Origin of the sequence: Arsenophonus endosymbiont of Aleurodicus floccissimus (assembly GCF_900343025.1) — a bacterium.
Lineage (GTDB): Bacteria > Pseudomonadota > Gammaproteobacteria > Enterobacterales > Enterobacteriaceae > Arsenophonus.
Window position 1 is genome coordinate 1,080,867 of record NZ_OUND01000001.1, and the last position, 21,124, is coordinate 1,101,990.

General features: G+C 39.3%; 26 protein-coding genes and 5 pseudogenes. 8 read left to right on the plus strand and 23 right to left on the minus strand.

Translation table 11 applies throughout. The features are described 5' to 3' along the window. Positions 1 to 90: 90 nt before the first annotated feature. The 14 genes and pseudogenes from ARADI_RS05940 to ARADI_RS20740 form a co-directional block, all read right to left on the minus strand. Positions 91 to 312, minus strand: coding sequence for a hypothetical protein (locus ARADI_RS05940; protein ID WP_119711445.1), 222 nt, complete (start codon positions 310 to 312; stop codon positions 91 to 93). After that, positions 242 to 628: a hypothetical protein gene (locus ARADI_RS05945; RefSeq protein ID WP_119711446.1), complete on the minus strand. Its 387-nt coding sequence runs from the start codon at positions 626 to 628 to the stop codon at positions 242 to 244. The genes ARADI_RS05940 and ARADI_RS05945 overlap by 71 nt, the downstream gene beginning before the upstream one ends. Before the next feature lie 89 nt (positions 629 to 717). Further along, positions 718 to 1,176, minus strand: a complete 459-nt coding sequence (locus tag ARADI_RS05950) for a phage tail protein (protein ID WP_119711447.1) — start codon at positions 1,174 to 1,176, stop codon at positions 718 to 720. 167 nt (positions 1,177 to 1,343) lie between these two features. After that, the gene (locus ARADI_RS20725) at positions 1,344 to 1,604 is read right to left on the minus strand and encodes an HK97 gp10 family phage protein (protein WP_369406942.1); all 261 of its coding nucleotides are present in this window, start codon (positions 1,602 to 1,604) and stop codon (positions 1,344 to 1,346) included. 372 nt (positions 1,605 to 1,976) lie between these two features. After that, complete coding sequence (locus ARADI_RS20730) at positions 1,977 to 2,129, minus strand: hypothetical protein (protein ID WP_369406943.1); 153 nt, start codon at positions 2,127 to 2,129, stop codon at positions 1,977 to 1,979. Between the two features lie 18 nt (positions 2,130 to 2,147). Beyond that, positions 2,148 to 2,303, minus strand: a complete 156-nt coding sequence (locus ARADI_RS20735; RefSeq protein WP_369406944.1) for a phage head completion protein — start codon at positions 2,301 to 2,303, stop codon at positions 2,148 to 2,150. A gap of 206 nt (positions 2,304 to 2,509) precedes the next feature. Continuing rightward, the gene (locus ARADI_RS17520) at positions 2,510 to 2,668 is read right to left on the minus strand and encodes a head-tail connector protein (RefSeq protein WP_238149165.1); all 159 of its coding nucleotides are present in this window, start codon (positions 2,666 to 2,668) and stop codon (positions 2,510 to 2,512) included. Between the two features lie 78 nt (positions 2,669 to 2,746). After that, on the minus strand, positions 2,747 to 3,538 hold the full coding sequence (locus ARADI_RS05975; RefSeq protein ID WP_119711448.1) for a hypothetical protein: 792 nt from the start codon (positions 3,536 to 3,538) through the stop codon (positions 2,747 to 2,749). A gap of 15 nt (positions 3,539 to 3,553) precedes the next feature. Beyond that, the gene (locus tag ARADI_RS05980) at positions 3,554 to 3,817 is read right to left on the minus strand and encodes a hypothetical protein (RefSeq protein WP_182853113.1); all 264 of its coding nucleotides are present in this window, start codon (positions 3,815 to 3,817) and stop codon (positions 3,554 to 3,556) included. Positions 3,818 to 4,128: 311 nt separating this feature from the next. Beyond that, complete coding sequence (locus tag ARADI_RS17525) at positions 4,129 to 4,587, minus strand: phage portal protein (RefSeq protein WP_238149166.1); 459 nt, start codon at positions 4,585 to 4,587, stop codon at positions 4,129 to 4,131. Positions 4,588 to 5,287: 700 nt separating this feature from the next. Next, positions 5,288 to 7,188: pseudogene (locus ARADI_RS05990) on the minus strand (phage major capsid protein). 55 nt (positions 7,189 to 7,243) lie between these two features. Beyond that, positions 7,244 to 8,914, minus strand: a pseudogene (locus ARADI_RS06005) (terminase large subunit). A gap of 842 nt (positions 8,915 to 9,756) precedes the next feature. After that, the gene (locus ARADI_RS06010) at positions 9,757 to 10,137 is read right to left on the minus strand and encodes a terminase small subunit (RefSeq protein ID WP_147392373.1); all 381 of its coding nucleotides are present in this window, start codon (positions 10,135 to 10,137) and stop codon (positions 9,757 to 9,759) included. Positions 10,138 to 10,262: 125 nt separating this feature from the next. Then, positions 10,263 to 10,535 (minus strand): HNH endonuclease, encoded by a 273-nt coding sequence (locus ARADI_RS20740; RefSeq protein WP_119711451.1) that lies wholly within the window; start codon positions 10,533 to 10,535, stop codon positions 10,263 to 10,265. 303 nt (positions 10,536 to 10,838) lie between these two features. Here ARADI_RS20740 and ARADI_RS06020 point away from each other — a divergent pair, with 303 nt between their 5' ends. Further along, on the plus strand, positions 10,839 to 11,159 hold the full coding sequence (locus tag ARADI_RS06020) for a hypothetical protein (protein ID WP_147392374.1): 321 nt from the start codon (positions 10,839 to 10,841) through the stop codon (positions 11,157 to 11,159). Between the two features lie 22 nt (positions 11,160 to 11,181). Here the strand turns inward: ARADI_RS06020 and ARADI_RS06025 are convergent, their stop codons facing one another. From ARADI_RS06025 to ARADI_RS06070, 9 genes and pseudogenes are all read right to left on the minus strand, one after another. After that, the gene (locus tag ARADI_RS06025; RefSeq protein ID WP_119711453.1) at positions 11,182 to 11,367 is read right to left on the minus strand and encodes a hypothetical protein; all 186 of its coding nucleotides are present in this window, start codon (positions 11,365 to 11,367) and stop codon (positions 11,182 to 11,184) included. Positions 11,368 to 11,380: 13 nt separating this feature from the next. Next, a complete protein-coding gene (locus ARADI_RS06030) occupies positions 11,381 to 11,626 on the minus strand; it encodes a lysis system i-spanin subunit Rz (protein ID WP_369406945.1) in 246 nt (81 codons plus the stop codon). Continuing rightward, a complete protein-coding gene (locus ARADI_RS06035; protein WP_147392375.1) occupies positions 11,511 to 11,825 on the minus strand; it encodes a lysis system spanin subunit in 315 nt (104 codons plus the stop codon). The genes ARADI_RS06030 and ARADI_RS06035 overlap by 116 nt, the downstream gene beginning before the upstream one ends. 1 nt (position 11,826) lies before the next feature. Next, a pseudogene (locus tag ARADI_RS06040) lies at positions 11,827 to 12,278 on the minus strand (lysozyme). 407 nt (positions 12,279 to 12,685) lie between these two features. Then, positions 12,686 to 13,081 carry a ricin-type beta-trefoil lectin domain protein gene (locus tag ARADI_RS06050; RefSeq protein WP_182853116.1) on the minus strand — a complete coding sequence of 132 codons (396 nt, stop codon included), beginning with the start codon at positions 13,079 to 13,081 and terminating at the stop codon, positions 12,686 to 12,688. 315 nt (positions 13,082 to 13,396) lie between these two features. Continuing rightward, positions 13,397 to 13,669, minus strand: coding sequence for an antiterminator Q family protein (locus ARADI_RS17535; protein WP_238149167.1), 273 nt, complete (start codon positions 13,667 to 13,669; stop codon positions 13,397 to 13,399). 435 nt (positions 13,670 to 14,104) lie between these two features. After that, positions 14,105 to 14,386 (minus strand): hypothetical protein, encoded by a 282-nt coding sequence (locus tag ARADI_RS06060; RefSeq protein WP_119711455.1) that lies wholly within the window; start codon positions 14,384 to 14,386, stop codon positions 14,105 to 14,107. A gap of 198 nt (positions 14,387 to 14,584) precedes the next feature. Then, a pseudogene (locus ARADI_RS20750) lies at positions 14,585 to 16,249 on the minus strand (DUF5906 domain-containing protein). Positions 16,250 to 16,388: 139 nt separating this feature from the next. Then, positions 16,389 to 16,604, minus strand: coding sequence for a Cro/CI family transcriptional regulator (locus ARADI_RS06070; RefSeq protein ID WP_119711457.1), 216 nt, complete (start codon positions 16,602 to 16,604; stop codon positions 16,389 to 16,391). A gap of 75 nt (positions 16,605 to 16,679) precedes the next feature. Between ARADI_RS06070 and ARADI_RS19525 the strand changes: the two genes are divergently transcribed. The 7 genes and pseudogenes from ARADI_RS19525 to ARADI_RS06095 all read left to right on the plus strand — a co-directional run bounded on the left by ARADI_RS19525 (position 16,680) and on the right by ARADI_RS06095 (position 21,024). Next, positions 16,680 to 16,802 (plus strand): hypothetical protein, encoded by a 123-nt coding sequence (locus ARADI_RS19525; RefSeq protein ID WP_255420618.1) that lies wholly within the window; start codon positions 16,680 to 16,682, stop codon positions 16,800 to 16,802. A 36-nt stretch (positions 16,803 to 16,838) separates the two neighbouring features. Further along, positions 16,839 to 17,078: a hypothetical protein gene (locus ARADI_RS06075; RefSeq protein WP_119711458.1), complete on the plus strand. Its 240-nt coding sequence runs from the start codon at positions 16,839 to 16,841 to the stop codon at positions 17,076 to 17,078. Between the two features lie 255 nt (positions 17,079 to 17,333). Further along, complete coding sequence (locus tag ARADI_RS06080; protein ID WP_119711459.1) at positions 17,334 to 17,519, plus strand: hypothetical protein; 186 nt, start codon at positions 17,334 to 17,336, stop codon at positions 17,517 to 17,519. Positions 17,520 to 18,089: 570 nt separating this feature from the next. Further along, positions 18,090 to 18,224, plus strand: a complete 135-nt coding sequence (locus tag ARADI_RS19530) for a hypothetical protein (RefSeq protein WP_255420619.1) — start codon at positions 18,090 to 18,092, stop codon at positions 18,222 to 18,224. A gap of 12 nt (positions 18,225 to 18,236) precedes the next feature. Next, positions 18,237 to 19,157: a hypothetical protein gene (locus tag ARADI_RS06085; RefSeq protein WP_119711460.1), complete on the plus strand. Its 921-nt coding sequence runs from the start codon at positions 18,237 to 18,239 to the stop codon at positions 19,155 to 19,157. After that, positions 19,129 to 20,454, plus strand: a pseudogene (locus ARADI_RS06090) (DUF2800 domain-containing protein). The gene ARADI_RS06085 and the pseudogene ARADI_RS06090 overlap by 29 nt, the downstream one beginning before the upstream one ends. A gap of 15 nt (positions 20,455 to 20,469) precedes the next feature. Then, complete coding sequence (locus tag ARADI_RS06095) at positions 20,470 to 21,024, plus strand: DUF2815 family protein (RefSeq protein ID WP_119711461.1); 555 nt, start codon at positions 20,470 to 20,472, stop codon at positions 21,022 to 21,024. Positions 21,025 to 21,124: the final 100 nt, after the last annotated feature.

The following is a 21,124-nucleotide window of genomic DNA, read 5'->3' on the forward strand; positions in this document are numbered from 1 at the left end:
CTGTGATTTGAAACTGGCGGCATTCAGATGCAGTGCCACCGCCAGAGACTGGCGACATCAACCATTTAACATCCTCATAATCGTATTACATTACTGATTAACATCATCATGTGCAATGACTTCATTTTCCGTAATATCTGCCCCTTCGGGTTCCCTTTCCAACAGAAAAAACACTTGCAAGTGCGTAAGTATTTCGTTCGGTAAAGCCGCAATTTTGCGCGGGTCAGGTTCACCCCATCTATCAGCAAGTTGAAAAAGAAAACCTAAGCGAGCGGAGTCGATTAGTTTTTTTAGCGCTATCCAGACTACCACAGCTAAATTGCTGAACAAACTTGAGGGCTTCAATCAATGTGTGGGTAGATTTTGTGGCGATGAGTTCTTCTGCTGTGGGTAATTCCTCAGTGGGTAAGGGTTGCCCTGCTTTATCACAAATCGTTTGCAAAATCAGGTTCGCCCCTGCAATACTTGCCTGCGTATTTGAACCATTGTCCTGCGCCTTTTTTAACGTCTGTTCATACGTATCAAGCTCCGTAATTGTTAAGCGACGTAAATAAACCTCAGTACTAAAGAGGGGATGTTTTTCTACATAAACATCCGGCGCTAATAAACGGGATTTTAGTGATGACATACTATTTCCTACCCTTTATGTGTTCTTATTCTTTGTGCTGTCAGTTGTTAGCTTTATATTATCCGCCGTAAGTTTTGTACTGTCGGCGGTTAAGGCTTTTGGGGTACTGTTCCCCAGGTGAGATTATTCTGTTTGCCTTTCACCGTAATCTGAATGACTTCACTTGCGGGCGCATTGATGTCATTCATCTCCCAACCTGATAATGACAGAACCATTGTCGCTATCCGCTTGTTTGGCAACTCAACATAAAGCTGAACCGTTTCTCTCTTTTGTGCCGCATTTAAAAATGCCGTAAAATTTTCATTTTCTAGATCATCAATAAATCCGATAGATTTTTCAGGGCCCTCAGGCAAATCAGCTATAAATTGCTTGTTTTTATCTATGAGTGTCGTCCAATCAATGAAGCTACCACTTAAACCTGTAGCGCCTGATGCTTTACAATTAATGAGTGGCTTCATCGTTTCAACGCTATCACTCGGTTTGCCAAATTTAACCACCGTACCTGTGGGGAGCGTGGCATATTCCGACGAGGTTTTATTTTCAGACATAATAACTCCTATTATTTAACGATGTTTTTCAATGCTGGCGCGAATTTCTAAGGCCAAGGCATTAAGGATAAATTCACGGTGATAATCCAATGTGGGTCGGATAAAAGGGCGCGCTATTTGTTTAACCGTACCAAACTATTGCGTCGTGCTTTCATCGCATGTTGTTTTCAGGGGCCAACTCTCACTGTGACGACGGTTTGTGTTTTTGTGTCCTTCATGCTACTGCTTGTGCGGATTTTAATGCTATCTATCATATGTTCTTTTTTGCTTAGCCCGTCATAACCCGAATTTGATTTCATGTCGGCTAACACCGGTTTCATTGCTTCACTCCCTGCTTTGCGTAAAACCTTAACCGCAACTTCATCGCCCAGTTTTTTTAATGCGGATTCAAGATCACTTAATCCTTTAACTTCTACTCGGTTTCTCATTTAGCGTCCTCGGCATATGTCAGTATGAAATCACGACCAACGCGATAAATCTTGGGGTTATCTGTCTGTTCTTCCATATTTTGCCAGAAATTACCACGCTCTACTGTTTGCACTGGATAATTTCCTAAGTAACTATGCTCAATACTTTCCCATTGGTCGCGTATTTTATCGCTTATGAATAGTGCTTTTTCATAATCGTCAACTAGCTGAACAATTACCTAAAATCTTGCTTGTACCAATCTAATTCTAGCAAGTCCGGTAAACATTTTTGGATCACTGATGCGTTGGTAAATAACACCTTCAAGATGATTAGACGGTAGCGAGATAGGATATGTTGGTTATTGCGTGATACACTCCAAGTCTACTTTGATATCATTTTCTATCATGACGGTTGTCCGCTTCGGTGGTTATGATCACTCTATCGGATTCATTTCTATCAATAGCTCGCATAGTGAAATTACGGTCTTGATAACCAACTAACCAATTAATATCAACATCACTTCTTGGCCTTATTGTGAATCGCATTGTTTCAATGACCTGTTGTTACTCAGCCGTTCGTATTTTGCGATTAGATATCGCCTCTGCTTTAGCCCAAACTTCACTCACTTTCTCCGTAATAACTTTTTCACCGCCAAGATCATCACGAATGATCTTAAATTTTGAGAGTGTAATACGTTTAGTTAATGATCCTGCTAACATGAACATCTCAGATAATGACAGGTTTATGCAATGAATAAATAAGGGATGTCACGGGAAAATGGAGTTCACCACGTTGATATAAGCTATTATCAGAACCTTCCGGATAACGATATTTTATACTAAAAAATATTATTATTGCGCTTTTTACACGCCAAAATATGGAATATTATTTTATTTTATTTTATTTTATTTTATTTTATTTTATTCTAATTGTTGCTGTTTTTTTCTACCCAGTAATCAACAAAATCGAGTACCGCTTCGGTGGCTGCATTAATATTATCTTGTAATACACTATCCAGCTCATCATGATCGATGCGTAAATGTGCTTTTACCTCTTCTACTGTAACAATGTTCATCATGGTCATTTTGCATCCCTTCCACGTTTAACAATCAGTGTCCAACCTTTAGAAGCGTTTTCACCAGGTTTATCTTGTGTTTTTTCATTACAGTGCCAAAGTGAGCCACTCCAGGTAAACAACATCTCCGGTTTGATATTCTTTTTCAATAGAATAAATACCACCATAAATCATGGTTGGAATGGTATATTCGCTGGTTGTGATAGGTCCATTCGACATTTCAGATCGAATTGATAGTGTTCTAGCATCTTTGAATTCTTCACTTTCTGTATAATGTCCGTTAACGACACATTCCCAGCCGTGCATACCCGTTGTTTGCTGAAACGAACGCCAGATATCCCCTCTATGTGTTGCAAATGTGCCTCTAGGATAACTTCTTGATTCATCAATACTAGGCAACAATTCAATATTTAATGCGTCTTTTCCATTCTTGCCGTCCTTGCCATCTTGAGGTTTTGGTATTATCTCAAGCAGGGCTTTAGCTACGATTTTTGGATCGGCATCTTTACCGTCTTTTGGTTTCGGTAGTTTATCGATAGCATCAGTGATAAAAGCATGGATATCCGGTAATTTTTCAGCAGAAACCGATTGAACTACATCAGCAATTTTTGCATTTATTAACTGTTCAATATCTAGCAAACTAAGTTCAGGTCGTTCTATTGCGGGTTCTTCAATAAGGTTTTTTGTTTTTGCTTCTAATATTTTTTCATTGATAACAATTTCTTTATTTTTTATTTCCTGTTTTAAATTTAAAATTTGTTCATCAACATGTTTTTTAACACTATTTATTTTCTCAACAAGATCTACTTCCTGTTTAGCCAAGACATCGGTAACGGCCTCTCCAATTGCCTCTAATAATGACAACTCGCGTTCGTTCATTTTGTGATAATTCCTTTAAAAATGAATTGACATGCCCGTTTCTCGCTCTCGGTTAGCTATTTTGGTGTTTCTGCGTTTTGCGGTGCGGGATCCTGTGTGTTTTTTTAAATTACTGTCACGTTGAGAAAGCTCTGAAAGACTGTAATTCTGTTGCTGCAAATAAGGGGTATCTCCTCCTTCCACTGCGAGTAAATTTTCCTTTTTCCTAACTTTATTCGCTGTCAACCACCTACCTTTGATACCATCTACGTAAGTTTTAAAACGAGTAGATGTATCCATTCTCAGCAAATCGGTTAAATCGAATTCAATTTTATTTTTATCAGGCAGTTCTAATCCTTCTACGAGTAAATTTTCTATGGCTTCAATATGTGATTGTAAACATTATGAATAATACTGCTGATCTAAGGCTTCGACATTGTTATAAGATGGCACTTCGCCTAATCTAATTTTATACTTTGGTATGTGGAAAACTGAACAACAAATCTCTGCGGTTAATCCAAGTTGCTCAACCAGTTGAGAATCAACTGGACTAACAGAGGTAGAATTATATTTGGGCCCCCTCGGTTATAATTGCTGTTTTACCCGCATTCTTACCGCCATAACTTTGTTTCCCAATGTTCTTTTAATTCACGAACTGAGTCCTCGGAAAGTTTTCCTTGTATCTCAATAATTCCTCCAGATTTTCCGCCATTTACAAATAAATTTGTTAAATTTCTCATAATCGCTGTGCCTTGTGATGCTGCCATCGCACACGCATAAATCGGCGGTAAACCCACTAAGGGATGGTAAAGACAGTTAAAGCGATCATGAATAATTTCAGTAGCCGGTACTGTGATGGTATCTTTAACACCGGAAATATTATCAACGGATGCTTGATAAAAAACTTCACCATCATCACTGATAAGGGGTGTTATTCTGTTGAGGTCAAGGATATGCAGCGAGCTAACTTTTCCTCTGTCTGTTCTCTTTTTAAGAACATACGCATTACCAGACGATAACTTGGAATTAAGCCAGTTTTCAAAAAAATTGATTACGTGTTTGTAATGCATTTTGGTTTTTAATAACGGAAATTAAGGGGGGTGTTTGTATTAATCCAAATGCCATGACTATCTTGCTTTTTTAAAAGCAGAGGTAACTTTGCAATATCAGAAGCAATTAAGGTGATACATGCAAAAATTGGATGATAAGCGAGTATATCCTCTAGACTTAACTCAATATTTTTTTGCTAGGCACTGGGATACGGCTCTTTAACAATAAACGGAAACCAGCCACAGCTTCCTAAATTTCTACCTGAAAATGAGCGACGCAAAAAACCGCTTAATTTTTTGAAAACGGGCATAATTCATCCATTTCTTGTAAAAAATAAAGGCGCGATATGCGCCATTTTATTACTAAACCTCGAAGGAAGGTGTTTGCTTTGTTCCATCTGTCAACGCTACTATCAGCGTCACCGTGTTTCCTGTTTTTGATGCTGTAATTGTTTTGATACCTACGCCTTTGTCCCCTTTTTGGGTAAGGCATTAAGTGCTTCAAAGTTGTCATTAGCTACACTAAAGGCATTATGCAAGGTATCGCCAGTGCCATCATTAGTACCGGTACGAATATTGATTTTTTTTAATATCTACCATTATTTATCCTTACTCTTAGTGCTATCTGCTGTTAACGTTGTGTTATCCACCGTAAATTTTGTACTATCGGCGGTTAAGACTTTGGGTCGGTAACAGAGGTTTTGTAGTTAACATTTGAAACCTACCCTACCGCTTCTGTTCTGTGTTTACGCCAATTAATAAAACGTTCAGCTCGAATCGCAACGCTGTTGGTCTGGAACATAGAAACCAACTGAGCACCTTTGCCTGTTTTACTGTTGTTGGTAGGCTGATCTTCCATCTCTAATGAGGCTTCACGGCTCGCTTCAATAACAACTTGGCCGTCATCAGCTAGGTAAATATCTGAAGAATTTACTAAAATAAGATTAGTACCCACATATTGCGAAACAATTGCCGGGAATCCTTGGAATGTGCCTCCTAATAAGGTCAGCTCAGGGTACATTTTTTGACCGAGTGGATTTTTCATTTTCGATAGTGCAAGTGGTGCCGTCATTGATGACATGAGCCACACACCGTTGGTGGGTGTTAGATTCGCATTGATAAAGGCCTCAAATAGCAGTTCAACGTCTGCTTCTGGATTTCCCGTTGATTTTATTGCGGTGACATCATTTGTGATGGAGGCGGGTGATACACCTGCAACTTCTGCTTTTGTAGGATTAATAAAATCCCTATCAATACGTTCAATAATGGCGGCAGCTAAAGCATTTCGCACTAACAGGTGAGCTGAAGGAGTGCTAAATCTAACAAGTTCATCTGTTAATACTGCAATATTAGCGACTTTAGCAAAACCTAACGTAATTGATTTAAAATCTACTTTAGTTAATGGCTTGAGTGCTGCTTGTCCTACCCAATATCCATTACCGCCACTAATTTAGCCAGTAATACGAACATTGAAAGAAACGTTAAATAAAGACGGAATGATTCCTGTGCCGAATTGCCAAATAATGGTTTTGGGACGTAAAAATTCGATGAAATCATCCACAAAAGTTTTATAATCAACCAGTGCACCAGCCCAATCTGGGTCTGTTGTTGTTCCAGCACTTACCGCCGCTTTTAAAACATTTTGAATGCGTGGCTGCTCTGGATATTTCGCTTTCGCAATCTCTAACGCTTGATGGGTATTTTCTTTAGCGGATGCTAAACATTTTACATGGCGTGCAAACTCAATGCCTGGAGCGAGTTTCTCATCTGCTTTAACAATGCCGGAACGACTACGCACTGCGTCTAAGATTTATTTTTGAGTGTTATCAACGGGTTTTGCGGTTTTAATCTGCGTATCTTGAATTTCACGCAATCGTGATAAATGTGCATCAACCGATTTGATTTCTGCCGTTAGGTTGTCGTAGTTTTCTGACTCTTCTTGGTCAAGTGTGCGGCCTTCTTCGGCGGCTTTATTCATGATGTCTAAACGAGCAGCATCGTTAGCCGAGCGCTTAGATTCAAATGATTTTATTTGTTCAGCGATAGTCATCTGACTTTCCTTTTTATTGATTGATGCTGAAACGCCAGCTTTTAAATTTGATAATTTATTTTTTTTGCCTAGTGCTGCCGGACGAGGCAGGTGGGGTGAATAATAATTTTATGGTTTGAATATTACATTCTGCGTTAGCAGGAATAGTGACAGCGAAAAGTTCATTCCATTGCCATTTTGTAAAGTGAATGCCGCCTTCATCAATGAAGCTATACTCAAGCGGTCTAAAACCGATAAAAAACCCTTTTACAAGCCCAGACTTGATTGATTCCCAGGCTTCTTCAAGCCTTGCTGATAACCTTGAGGGTGATGCTAATCTGGCTAATTTTGCTTTGACTTCAATGCTAGCTTTTGTAACTTTGGCCTCTAGCACTTCACCTATCGGTTCGTCCTGATTGTGTTGCCATAGCAGAAGATAGCAGAAGGATAGGCAACGTAAATACTCCATCATATGGATTGACAATATCGCCGTAAGAATCTGTCGAGGGTGTGGTTGCAACACTGGTTATTTCCCTTTTATCTTCATTGACGGATTTTATCGTCAGAAGACTATAGGAACGTTTATCTTGCATAACGACTCCAGAAAAACCACGTTAACACGAGGTTTTCATTAAAATAAGATATTGATTAAACGAAGAAGACTTTATATTCTTTTTTTGCGGGTTCTAGATTTAACGCCATCAGTGAAATGGCATTAAAGAGCGCAATTAGCGGGTCAATTTTTGCCCTACCGCTGGCTTGTTTTGTGATTAATATGGCATTGTCTTTTGGCTCAATACGAGCGTTACTCACGCACCAGTTCATCATCGACTGTTCTGCGTGGATTAAACGCTTCTTCTGCTAATTTGCATTCTGCAGTTTGAATGGCGCCACCTAATCGCCATCCCTGCGGATATACCGACAATACTTTCCTGTGGTATTCCTCACTGAACAATTTCATCTAAAATTCCACCAATTCCCTACTGGATCGACACCGATTTTATCGAATAATCCATATTGATAAATATATTCAACAATATTTGCTAGTGCGCGCGTTGTCATCACCTACCTGTTTCACTAAAGTGAAATCCCCTTCTTTTTCAAAATCAAGTAGTTTTGTAGCTTCACTTTTACGTCGTTCAAGAACAGAATTGTGTCCCCAGGCATAGGACCATGACAGCCATTTTCGCGTGTCTTTGCAGCGACCAACAATAGACAATCCCAGAAGGTCATCAAGCCCACCGCCGTCGATACCCATCGTCACAACCTCAGAACAATTAAGTAACGTCTCCAATGTCAATTCGCTATCAGATTGTTGTGACCAAAAATCCGCGCCTGCCCAGCGATCAGATCGCAATGCTAATCCAATTTCCACATTCGCATGCTTGGCTAAAAATCCCCTAAAGGATGCTTCACCACTTTCTTTTGGCTTTTGATATTCTCGATTTAAAAAAACCTTATCAACGGAATAACCTAAATTAGGATTAACCATTGCAATATTCTCAAGCAACAGATGCTCACCCTTTTCTACCATCTCAGTAGGGTGTTCAAAAATAACGGGTAAAAAATGTGGATCATATATTTTGCCGTCACGAACATCACAGGCATACTGCAATTTCTGTTTAAATACTCCTGATGGAGGTTCATTTAATTGCGTAGTAGTGTAAATGACAAATCCTTCAGGGCGTGAAGCTAGCCCCCCCCAATCGCCTCACGTAACATGTCTTCGGCTTTATCCTGTTTTCCAAATAGCCATAATTCATCAATCAGCGTGCCTACGGATTTGATACCAGATACTGTATTCGGATCAGTAGACACAACCTTTAACGTTGTGTTTGTGTTGCGATGGGTAATTGTTCTGATATGTGTTTGTACTTGAAGCAGATCATTTAAATCATCCTCATACCTGACCCCATCTCTAGCGGGGTTAAACGCATTGTTCGCCACTTAAACTGTCGGGGCAATAATGGTATAGCCTGCCGCCTCTCGCCAATTCAGCAATAAGGCGGTCATCATGATTCCCGCCGCTAACGTGGATTTACTATTTTTCTTAGGTATCAATATAAAAACTTCGGTGATATGTCTTCTGCCTGTTTTAACATTGTAGGAGCCCAAAAGTGCTGCAACTAAATCAAACACCCATTGAGCGCACGATTCGCCAAATGTAGGGCTATTCGGTGCATCAACAATCTTTAACTGTTTAAAAATATCAAGGGCTTGCTCGGCCTGTTCAGGATAAATCGGCTTAGGAATGATTGAGAACCCCTGTTTTATACGCTCAGCCCAATCTGTACAAGCGGTTGACCACTGTTCCATAATTTTCAAACCTTGTTTTCGCGTAATCAACCGCTTTTAAGTTATTAATACCTGATTATTTAGCCACCTCAGACAGCGGTGGCTTCATCGTTCCCCAACGATTGAAATCATGTATAATCAATTAACCCCAACGAACTGAAAAAGGATTAAATATGCGAAATTTTTGTCATTTTTATCTTAAATGTTATCGCTATTTATCTGATGATTTTGAAGAGAAATAAATGCCTAAAAAGCTCAGACCTAAACTAAATCAAAAGAAATAACACTATGAACCGTCATAATATAATTTTTGATATTAATTATTCTTACTACTTAGAAGAAATGTTTAGCACCTTAACGGGACATAGATAAATTGATATCTGTGATTTTGTTTATATTGGGTGGTTCAGTTTTTACACCCTTTTCAAATTTGCTTTTATTTGGTGTCTTTGTTTCATGCCTTTCTGTCATTCGGTATTTCTACGACTACGCTAAACATTCATGTTTTTCAAATATACAGGCCAAGAGATATCTCGCATTAATTTATAATGAATCAACTCTAAGTGATGATGAATTACACCAGAAATTTAATGAATTACAAAAATCAGATACTAAATGCTATGGCATTCTTGCTAATGCAGCTTATAAAAGGACATCAATTAAACTTGGATTGGATGATCACACCAAGTTAACCAAACTTAAATCGATTTTTGCATGTTTTGCCGTTGATTTGCCTTAAATCATAGTCTTTTTGACAGCCGCTGAACAACGAGGCTTTACGGCGTATTGGTAAGCCCTTTTTTAATGTTTTAATAATGGTGTTGGTTAATGCTGTAAATCGATTAACGGTTGCGCTTTCTCTGCTTTTAACTCTTTTTTCCCGGATCATCTAGCTTTCTATGAATATACGGTGCTAATTTAGCTGCTGCGTCTAATGCCAGTTTTGGATCCGTATTAATATGCTTTGTCATAATCAACGTCATCACGTCAACAGGATCTTCCAGATTTTTATTCAGGTTTGCCGTCGTATTCTGTTGCGAAATGTTGACCCCGAAAGTCAACATTTTTAGATAGTTCATGACATCGGGATCTTTAGCTAAATGACTACCCTTTGATATTGTGCTTTTTTCGCTGTAACCCTCGTCAATAGCGGCTTCTCGCGGATTTTTACCCGCACGTAATGCCTCAGCAAATTTCTTTTTTTTATTGTTAGCATATCGTTTTTTCACAAATGTTGATCTTTTCAAAATCGAAATTTTTTCTCTGAATGAGAGGACGGGAGGTTTTTTAAAGTAGGGCGGTTAACCTTTTCGACATCCCCCACACTGTTTTATATTTAAAAACAATGGTTTATCAAATCCATTTTTGTCTTTCACTGATGGCAACCGTCTTCGCATATGCAAAGGATTTGACAGTTTTCAATGGTATCCGCACCCCTTTTGAACAACGGGATGATATGATCAAGCTCAAATCCTGATGGGTAATCGACTAGCGACCACACCGCGCAGTGCGGGTTGTCTTTCCATATGTTAAGTCGACGCTTTTGCAGCTGATACCCAGTAATACGTCGATTGCTAACATGATAGGGTTTAACAGCCGTGTTATTTAATATCATCAATCTTGGCTTTAACATATTAAGTTTCATTTTATTTTCTCGTTAAATAAATAATACTGGTTACTATCCAGCCGCAGTAAGCACTGATAAAATTAATGATAGTTAAACTTCTGTTTAACCATTTAATTGATTTTGTCTCATCATTAAAGTTTTTAACCTATTGATTATTTGTAGCTAAATGGTAGCCAACCTGTTAAACCACCACATAACAAACCAAAAATAAACGTAATTATTGGATAAAGGAGCCACCAATATTCATGAATGATTTGATAAAAATCCTGCAACTTTACTCACCTCTGATTAGTTTATTAACATTTTTCCTGGGGTTATATATTGGTAACAAACACGCAATTGGTAGAGACAAAAGACAGGAATTTAATGGGCGTGCTGAACCCCATAATTGACTATTTTGATTATATGCAGTCATGGTTTGAACGACGGGGTTTTACTACTGCATTCCTCTTACCAGAATCCGCCATAACATGCTTAATGCGCCGGTTATCTAAAAGACAACAGAAACGCTTCGAAGCGTTAATTTGTCAATATCAATCGACTTTTAATCAGCTCAAACATGAAAAATCCAGAACGGATGAGGCATACAATTTATTATTAAAACAGGTGGCAGATATAAAACTATTTTTACGCTTAAAATAAATCAAAATTAGCCACAGTTCAGTCATATCGGCTTCGCTGGTGACAACTCACCCTCATCAAACCAGCCATCAACACCACGACCGTCTGCTGCCAGGTAATCGACATAATATTGATTATTCATATTGGCGTATTCAGCACGGCCTTTGATATGACCTTCTTCACCATTGATAGTAATTTGAACGACTTGACCTAATTCATGTTTAAACATATTGCTTTTCCTTTTAATGGAATTGACACTGTGTTTTGATGTACTGCTGTAAATATTCCACCTGCTTTTTGTTCTCAACTATCATCTCCCGTAGACGGAAATAATCCTGTCGAGCTGATGGACTAAGTTTTGCGGTGGCTTCATCATGTCGGCTCTGGGAGAGGTAGTGGTTTGGGGTGTTGAACACACGGCGTTGACGCGCAACCGCTTGTTGCCAGCACGCCAGCATCATACAGCCTGGCAATTTCAGCTTTGGCATTATTGAGTTCCTTAGTCTGTTGAATATCAAGTTGGTGCAAATCTTCCAGCTCTTGTTGGTACAATTTCCCCACTTCAATTTTCTCACGATATTGCTGTTTTAGCGTTTGGTATTGCGTTTTCAGATTTTGATAGTTTGATAAATAAATCATCAACCCAACAATAATTATCAGGATAGGGATGTAAGGTCGCCATAACATATTATACTCCCCGTATATTGCTTTCAAACAACGCTTTCTCTTCCTGACGACGTTTTAATAATCCAGATGAAATAATTTTTTTTCCTTTACGTGTCACATAACACCATCTTGGAAATTGATTAGCCGCCCCCGGGTAATCCCCCACATTCAGTTTTTTCAGTAACGTCGATGTGGTAAATGCGCCAATTCCAATATTAAAAACGAGTGAGCACAACACATCGAACTGCGTCTGAGTTATCAGTACGGTAATTAAGCTATTGAGCCATTCAACAATCGGTGCAATATCTTTATACAAGAAAATCTCGCCTGTTCGGGGGTGATAACATCACCTTTCTTGACGTTGCTTGTGTGTCCATAGCCGATAGTCCACTGTTCAGCACTACAACGGTAAGCGTGGAGCTTTAGTCCTTCAAATTCCTTTATTCGTGCTATTCCTTCAGAACTAATATCCATGTTCACTTCTTGTTTTTACGTTTAATAAACACGTTTATACGGGCGCGAATATAATCCGTTCCCACGTAACCGATATAAATCGCTAACACCTGCGGTGGGCCATCGGGAAATGTTATTCCTAATAGTGTTTCGATGAAATTCAGTAACGGTTTAGCAAAAAAGCCAATGTGCTACACGACAGCGAGTCTAACATCCGACGACTCCAGGAAGACTTAAGCCATGCGTTACGTAAAAACGAAAAAATAGCGGCGATAATGGCGTAACCAAAATCCGTTTAATTGTAGCGGATCCACGCCAACAGAGCAACCCACATCCCGGTTTTTTTCAGACATTTTCATTGTCATTATTTTTAGAGTTTGATGATGAGAGGCAACATCATGTCGCCCCCTTGGTTTGTTTTTGATTGATTAAGACAATTGCCAGTGCTGTGCTGGAACACCATTACAAGCCTGTGCCACAAGGAAATTATTTAGCCCCCTTGCAGTCAGGCAGTGATCGGTTGCCAGATTCTTAATTTCGAGGCCAGTTTTCAACCCTGCCGTCCAACGTTGTTTCTCATCATTAAAATCACATTTGGCAATTTCCACCGTGAAGTCATTTGTCGTGGTCATGCACTTATCATCTTTAAGCTGAAAATAGCAGAAAGTCACCGGTTCCGGTGAGGGTTTTGGACAAGGTAATAGAAGCGCCAGCTTTGCCTGTAGACCTTCGCCATCGGCAGCACAATTGCGACCATTGGCTATATTAGGCGCACCATATGTTTCCGTAATGACTTTTGCCTGATGAATGTCATCCGCCGTCACACTTTTTGACGCTAGCGTCGTAATAGGGGTTATCAGTGTAAAAGCTAAAAAGTAGTGTACGATTAATTTTTCGCATAAAGATATCCTTTTTTTAAAAATAAAGAGATTCATCAGGCCACAGAATTTTATCAATCGATGACGTAGGCCTGAAAGCCTGACAGCGATTAAACGGAAAGGAAGCCAACCGCCTTACTCGTTTTGATTATTGAATGTATGAGTATTGCGGTGCCGTAAAAAGCGAGGTGAGCAAAAAATAATTAATTGAGGTTTTATTTATCAGTTTACATTTGTACGTAAAAATTCATCATGCGCATTTTAGCATACCTTTTGCGTGCGCACTAGTGTTTGATAACTATTTGTATGATATTTGTACAATACGTCAATATCTAATTGAATATCAATGGATTTAAGGCATCCTAAAATAAATCCTTCCGCAATTTGCATTCTTTCTCTGATTTCACCGTCACGCACTTTGAACTTTCGCGCAATGGCACGCTTGGATATCCCTCTGATGTAATAATCCTCAATGTAACTCAATTCTCTCGCCATACCCACCATCTTAAGGCGACTGGCGCACACATCAATCACTAGCACATCCCCATCACTGCACGATAAGCGATTTGCGCCTGTAAACGGGGCATGAGGCGATTAAAGCCCGATGCCACTGACAACCAGCTCACCACCGCATACGGATTACCCGCACACTAACCGCCCCAGTGTAAAAGTATTTTCTCAATATTTCTGCTCATGATCTTTTCGCTCCGTTAAAAGTGTGAAAGCGTGGAGGTGACACTTAAAATACCTATCAGCCACCCACATTAAGCCTTACAGCATCTACATCTTTACAAAAAAGGTGGGAGGTGGCAGATACTTTAAACATATATAATACGTATATTATATAACAAAATATTACGTTATCTCGTACGTAATAACTTAAAACAAGCAGCACCTACCACCTTTTCTTGTAGCTCTTCGCATTTTTCTAACGCTATACGTATTTCTTCGTTTGTTAATTTTCTTTTTTTACAAGCCTCCAGGGTGAACAGTTTCAACTTTGAATTTTATTTTTTCACATTGCACCAACCCTTTTGCTATTAAAATCGCCGTAATTTGTTTAGCATTGATTTCCACTGCTGAACCCATATCACCAATAATAAAATTAACTATCTGCTGATAGGTCATAACGGGAGAAATAGGATCATCAATCAAATCATGCAAGGTTTTGGCAACATCTGAACGGCTACTTTCTACCATGATCTGACGCTCTTCAGTATTAGGCGCTCTTTGCCAATTGAATTGATTCAAATCAATGGATTTTAAGTACCAAAATACCTGTGATATGAAATTAGCGTCTTGTAAAATAAATAACGATAAAGGGTTTCATAATACTTGACATCTTGTAAGTGATCAGGCCCTCCAAAGACTGCAATACGTCTATCTTCTTCAGGGATAATAATTGCATCTATATGGTTTGATAAAAACAGAAAGCTAGTAAAAATGTCTTCAGTTATTTTCTTTTTTATTATTAACTTCAAATCTAGGCTCGGTAAGAATGTCACGTAGTTGATCGCTAATTAAATACCGCTTATCCGTGTTTTCTCTTACTTCATCAACGCTACATAGTAGAGAATGATGTAAATAGTCATGGTATTGATTCTTGCAAATAACATCCATTTTCGCCCTTGTACAATTCCAGTAGCCTAGAATTTTTTCCATCAATTGAATCATCCATCCTCGCCCCGTTCCGTGTAACATAGATATATGAAGTATAGTAATAGGGCATCGACGATCGGGGCGTTGAACTATCCAGGCTAAACGCGAAATAAAAAAGTCCCTTTGTTCTTTTTTAGGCAAAAGGTATTCCATGTGTTTAAGAAAAACGTCATCTGATTTATCAAAATTAGAAACCGTTGTATGGCCAGATAGATAAAACTCATTAATATCAAAACGCCCATCATGTCGTTTAATTAAACGCCCCTCACCGGGTTGGTATCCAATACTTTCAGCAACCCGTTTTTTAGGATGCTCTATCCAACATTTTGCTGCTGGAATGAGTTGACCTTTTTTACTTATTGACGGTATTTGATAAGGTGCCATCAAATTTTTAAACGATTTCATTTCAATGACACAATTATAAGGAGGGCGTGATAAATCACACACCTGATCACCTTTGACTACATAAATGAAACGTTCAAGGAAGTAGCTTGTCATATCTATATTGATATCGATAAAACCCTCTTCAGTCTTATTATTCGACAGATCATCAAAATCATCTTTACCAAACCCAATAGCGTGCAAGAAATCGCCATCGTTTCGGTGTGCACAACTGGCATGCAGACATTTGAAATGGCCTACTTCAAAACCGGCTGTGTTTTTAGGGAAATACGCCGTACTAGTGACCCCACTATCAGTGTTATGTCCACTTTCAAAATGGCAAGTGATATAGCGTTCTCCATTACAGCCACAGTCTAATGTTAGTCCTTGACTATCCAAGAACTCAGCGACTTCATCAGTTGCATTAGGCGTTGCGATCGAACGGTCTCTTACTTTTCCTAAGCGATTCGATTCTGACGACGACACAACGGGTAATTCGGTAGCTAATACCTGCCAGAAAGCATTTAACTAATTTTCCGTAATTATAAAAGGTTCAGACGGTAAATCATTATCCCACCGAAGCCTCGCACCAGTAGGATGCGCGCCCATGGCAACAAATTGTTGCCCTTTAACGAGAAGCTCAATGATCCCCAAATCGTTTTTTAAACGATGTACACGTTTAGAATACTTACCTTCCACTGCGATGAGGTAAAGGCATTTGTTACTGTTATCTCGAAAACGGCGTGGTGGGATTTGACCAAAGAACTGTAGCATAAAGGCTTGGATACGGGCTTGTACATCTACATCGTCACTATCACAATCCAATGCTACTATGCCAGAGCCTGTTTTAACACAGATGCCGTAATCAGGCTCCCTCATCCATTTTTCAATATCTGCCCCTGTGGAAGATTTGCTAGTCCATTCGGTTATACCAATAACCTGTCGCTGAGAATTATAGATAGAGGGCGTTTTACCTAGTGCTTTCATTTTACTGGAAGGCGAAATAGTAGCCTCAGCATTACAAACCACAGGTAATAATCTATCGTTATAACCAAGGACTAAATCAAAGTGCACCCATTCATTAGGCAACGCACCCCATGTTTTTAGGTGATCACGATCGTCATACGAGCCAGCAACAGCAGGACTCGGGCGCTGATCAGTAACACTACGCCCGACGGAATAATTGATTTGCATGGATTATTTGGCCTTAGTGTTAGTCGGTATTATTTTGTTGTGAATTTTCTGTATGGTGTTTTCTGTATAACTTAGGATTATACTTAAGCGATCCATTGGTTATTTTCTCAATAAGTAATGCAGATTTTTCAAGGATAACATCCCCCCATTGTCCAACAGCCTGTGGAGATATCCCAAAAACATTAGCAACATTCCTTTTTGAGCGAAAATAACTAACAACAATTGCTTTTAACATTCAGAAACCTCAAAATTATAAATTAAAGTTTACTTTTTATAAATAATATTTTATATAATAAAGAGGGGTTTACAAGTGGCTGAATATGATAGGGAAGCAATAGGCCGTAGAATTTACGAAAGACGAACTGAATTAGGTCTAATAGCAATAGATTTATCCGGTCTAATCGGGGTCAGTCGCGTAGCGGTGTCTCAATGAGAAAGAGAACTAAGCGTTTTAGGTGGGGATAAATTAATGAATATATCCGAAGCTTTGAAATGCTCACCTGAATGGATTATTGCTGGTATAGATCGTTTGGAGAAAATACAAGACCTAAAGCTAAACATTGAAGCATCTGATATTAAAGTACTTAGACTTGCTCAGCAGCTACCTGACACTGAGAAAGATAATCTAATAAAAATACTTGAAGACAAAGTCGAATATTATAGAAAATTATACACCGAACTCACTCAAAAACTTTCGCCTCAAAAATAAGCTGTTAGATAAAACTGTACAATATATATCTAAATCTCTTCACTAAAATTATCCATATCAAGATAAGGTAAAATAAAATTTACCTTACATCTTGACATTAAAATTTATGTAAACTAAATTTTAATGAAATTAGTAATGAGACTTACGAATGGGTAACAACTTTACATTATTAGCTAAAAATTTTTATATATTAGAGCAAATATAGAGTTACTACAAAGAATTTCTTTTGGTCTTTCCGGCGAGGAAAGAGATGTTTTGAATACTTTGGTTCTAGATAAAGCAATTGAATTAAAATCACTTTCAGTGAAAGTGCGTGACCAAATCGAGTTAACGAACGATGCCCATACTAACTCAGAAACCCCCAACGCAACAAATAAAGCATATCCAGAAAAACAAAAGAAATTTACAGAGTATTTTAGCACTAGAGAAAATAAAATTTAAAAAATCGCATTATATATTATATCAAGAGTACGTTATTTGTACAAATGGATATATGTACAGTGTAAGGCAAACAAATAACTACTAACACGCTCTTTAACAATTTAGAAAGTCGGAACAGCACAGATTTTTCTGTTTAGACCCCTACGCATTAAATGCGATGTACCGTCAGACGCGATCAGGCTGGCGAGAAGATTAACACTATTCGATAAAAATGGTCGTGAAAGGGCAACACTGGCAGAGAAAAAAATGCAAACGCAAACAACACTAATTATAGGCCATTTTGCGAAGTGGCCTATGGTAAGTGATTTTTTACCCAAATCTAAGAATACAAAATACCAATAATTATTTTTATCTCGCTGAAAAAGCGAACCATAAAACACCAAAAAAGTCGGTTTTTGGGTGTGTGAAATAACCAAAATACAGTCATTAAGTTAAAAATCAACACCAGGCCACTACCAATATGGCTGTAAATATAAACCGGATAGCTCCGGGCATACACCGCCAAAACCCCCTGACGCACCAGAAATATCAGGCATACCCTATTTAACACATTCCATCGGAAAAACCACCATGCAAAAAGCAAAAATCCTGTCATCGGAGCGATTTCCGATGAACAACAACGTCCGGCGTGTACGCTATTTACAAAAACTTGAAGCGCTAAAACGTAATGTCAATCACCAATTCCCTGTCACTGTATACCGTTGAGGCCTCTACACAATGTTTACCGCAAATACTCCCCTGCTGGCAAGACTGACAGAAAACTACACGAAAATGATCATGGCTCACAATCAACTAGCCGAAGCCCACAAAATGTTAATCAGTCAGTTAGTCGGACAATCTGAACATGACCCCAGTGATCCAAACGAACCGACAGGGGTGAAAAAGGCGAAACCCTTCACACCGGATGTTAAGCCACAACCTGTTTCGCCATCTGCTATGGTTGAGCCTAAAGAAATAATTAAGCCTGAAATTACTATAGAAGTGCCCGCTAGCGCTGAAGGCAAACCAGCACCGGTTGTCGCCGAGAAAAAGGTTCAAACCCCCAAGGTAGAAACGAAACCTACTAAAGCCGTTAAACCGATTGTTGAAGCGCCTAAAGTAGAACAGGGTGATATTGAATCGCTTGATTTGCGTCACGTAGTTGCCCTGTCTGTCTTATGTGGTGACAAAGCGCTTAAACTTGACAATACCCAATTGGCCAAAGCCGAAGCGACTTTTGCATCTGAAAAAGCTGATAGCAAAACCGGGCAAATTGATGCGCTTTATTGTACCTTAAACGGGTTACCTAAGGTGCAATTTCTTCCCAAAACCAAGATATTAACTATCTGCCTAAAAATACTGGCTAATTGGGGTAATCTCCAGGGCATTACCGAACGTCGTGAATTTGCCTTGTCATTAGTGCGTGAATTGCCTACACCAGCGGAAGTGAAATTGGTAGAAGCTGAAGACCCACGCACTCAATCTTCAAAACTGATAACCGAATTGGCAAAAAAAGGCTATCGGCATGAAGTCGTTAAAATATTCGATGAACTTAATGCTAAAAGACTGAGTGATATTACCGATGACAATGTAGTTCAATTCATTGAAAAACTGGAAAGCGTTTTAACCGATGATAAATCCGAGGGTAGCGATGGCTGAACATGCAAAACTTTCTCCCTCCTCAGCGCATAGATGGCTTAAATGCTCCACCAGTCTCGCAGTAGAAGCCACCTTACCCGATAAAACATCGCCGTTTGCGGAAGAAGGCAGCGCGGCGCATGCATTAGCAGAAAGTATCCTAACAATGCGTCAAAACCCTTTTAGTGACGGGCGTAAGCGAACATCTGGCTTTGATGCAAAAGATTATATCGGCACATATCCCTTGCTAAAAGCCAATTCGCTACAAGTGGATGAAGAGATGATTGAACACGTCCAGACCTATATCGATACCGTCTGGCAACTTACGGAAGGGAAAATCTTACATGTTGAAGAACGGGTGGATTTTTCAGCGGTCATTGGCGTAGAGAATTCATTCGGTACCGCGGATGCGATTATTATCAGCGATGATGAGTTACAAATCCATGACCTGAAATACGGTAAAGGCGTTAAAGTGTATGCCCAGGACAACGAACAACTCATGCTCTATGCACTGGAAGCTTTACATCAGTTTGACCTAGTTTATGATTTTAAAACGGTTCGGCTTTTTATTCATTAACCCCGCCTTAACCATCTGTCTGACTGGGCGCTATCGGTTGAGGACTTAAAAGACTTTGGGGACTTAGCCCGATTAAGGGGGAAAAGCCATGGAGATGGCAACCCTTGCCGAGAGAAACGGGCTTGATGCGCTACCAGATAGTGCCTTTTCACTGGGCATCAAGCAATGCCGGTTTTGCAAAGCAAAAGGTGGATTGTGTTTTTGTTTTGCCCAGACGCAATTTGTCCATAATGAAGTCAGAGGCTATTTTGTCGATTTAACCCAACGGTTGACACCCCAACTAAACGATGCGCCAAAACGCATTACGCTACTAACCCCTGAGCAAATGGCAAAACTCTACTCGCATGTCGATTTGATAGAAAGCTTTTGTAAAGCCTTACGCAATCGGGTTGCCGAAGCATTACACAACAAGCAATCGGTACCGGGCTTTAAACTGGTTACTGGCAAACAGGGTAATCGCACTTGATGTGATGAGCATGAAGCCGAAACGCTGTTAAAAAACGCCAAACTTAAACAGGAGCAAAAATCTACCACAAGAAAATTATCAGCCCGCCACAGGCTGAAAAACTGCTTAAAAAAGACAAACCGAGTCGCTGGGTAAAACTGGAAGCGCTTATTGAACGAGCAGACGGTAAACCCGTTATCGCACCGGAATCTAACCCACGACCTTCGATTATTACTAACCCCTTAAACGACTTTGACGATGTGATCGAAGCGTCACTCGTTAATAAATCCATTTAATTAAAAGGTAACGTGATGAAAATCAAATTAAACAATGTACGTCTGGCTTTCCCTGATTTATTTGAACCTTCTCAGTTTAGTGGTCAAAGTGAATTCAAATACCGTGCCACTTTCCTTATCGCCAAAAGTCGTACTGACCTGATTGATGAAATCAAAGCCGAGATTAAAGCGGTTATTAAGGAAAAATGGGGAGCCAAAGAGGTAGAAAAAATTTATAACAACATTTGCAATAATCCTAACCGTTTTTGCTTTCAGGATGGAGACAATAAAGAATACGACGGCTATGCCGGAAACATGTATCTCAGTGCCAGTAATAAAGCTCTCGCGTCAGTCTTTGATCGTAATACTTCACCTCTGACGGCGCAAGATGGTCGCCCCTATTCTGGCTGTTACGTTAACGCCATCATTGAGTTTTACGCCTATGACTTTAACGGTAAAGGGGTTTCAGCGTCATTAATAGGCGTTCAGTTTTTCCGTGATGATGATGCGTTTAGTGGTGGAAACGTAGCTTCTGTTGAAGAGTTTGACGACCTTAGCATGGCTGAGGAAGAAGAGTTATTGGCAAGTTAACACCAGGGAACTACTGCCGCCTGAAGTGGTGAAATAATCAGGCACCGCTCAAAAATATGAGTAAATTTTACTCTATTTAATTTAAGGGAAATTTGATATG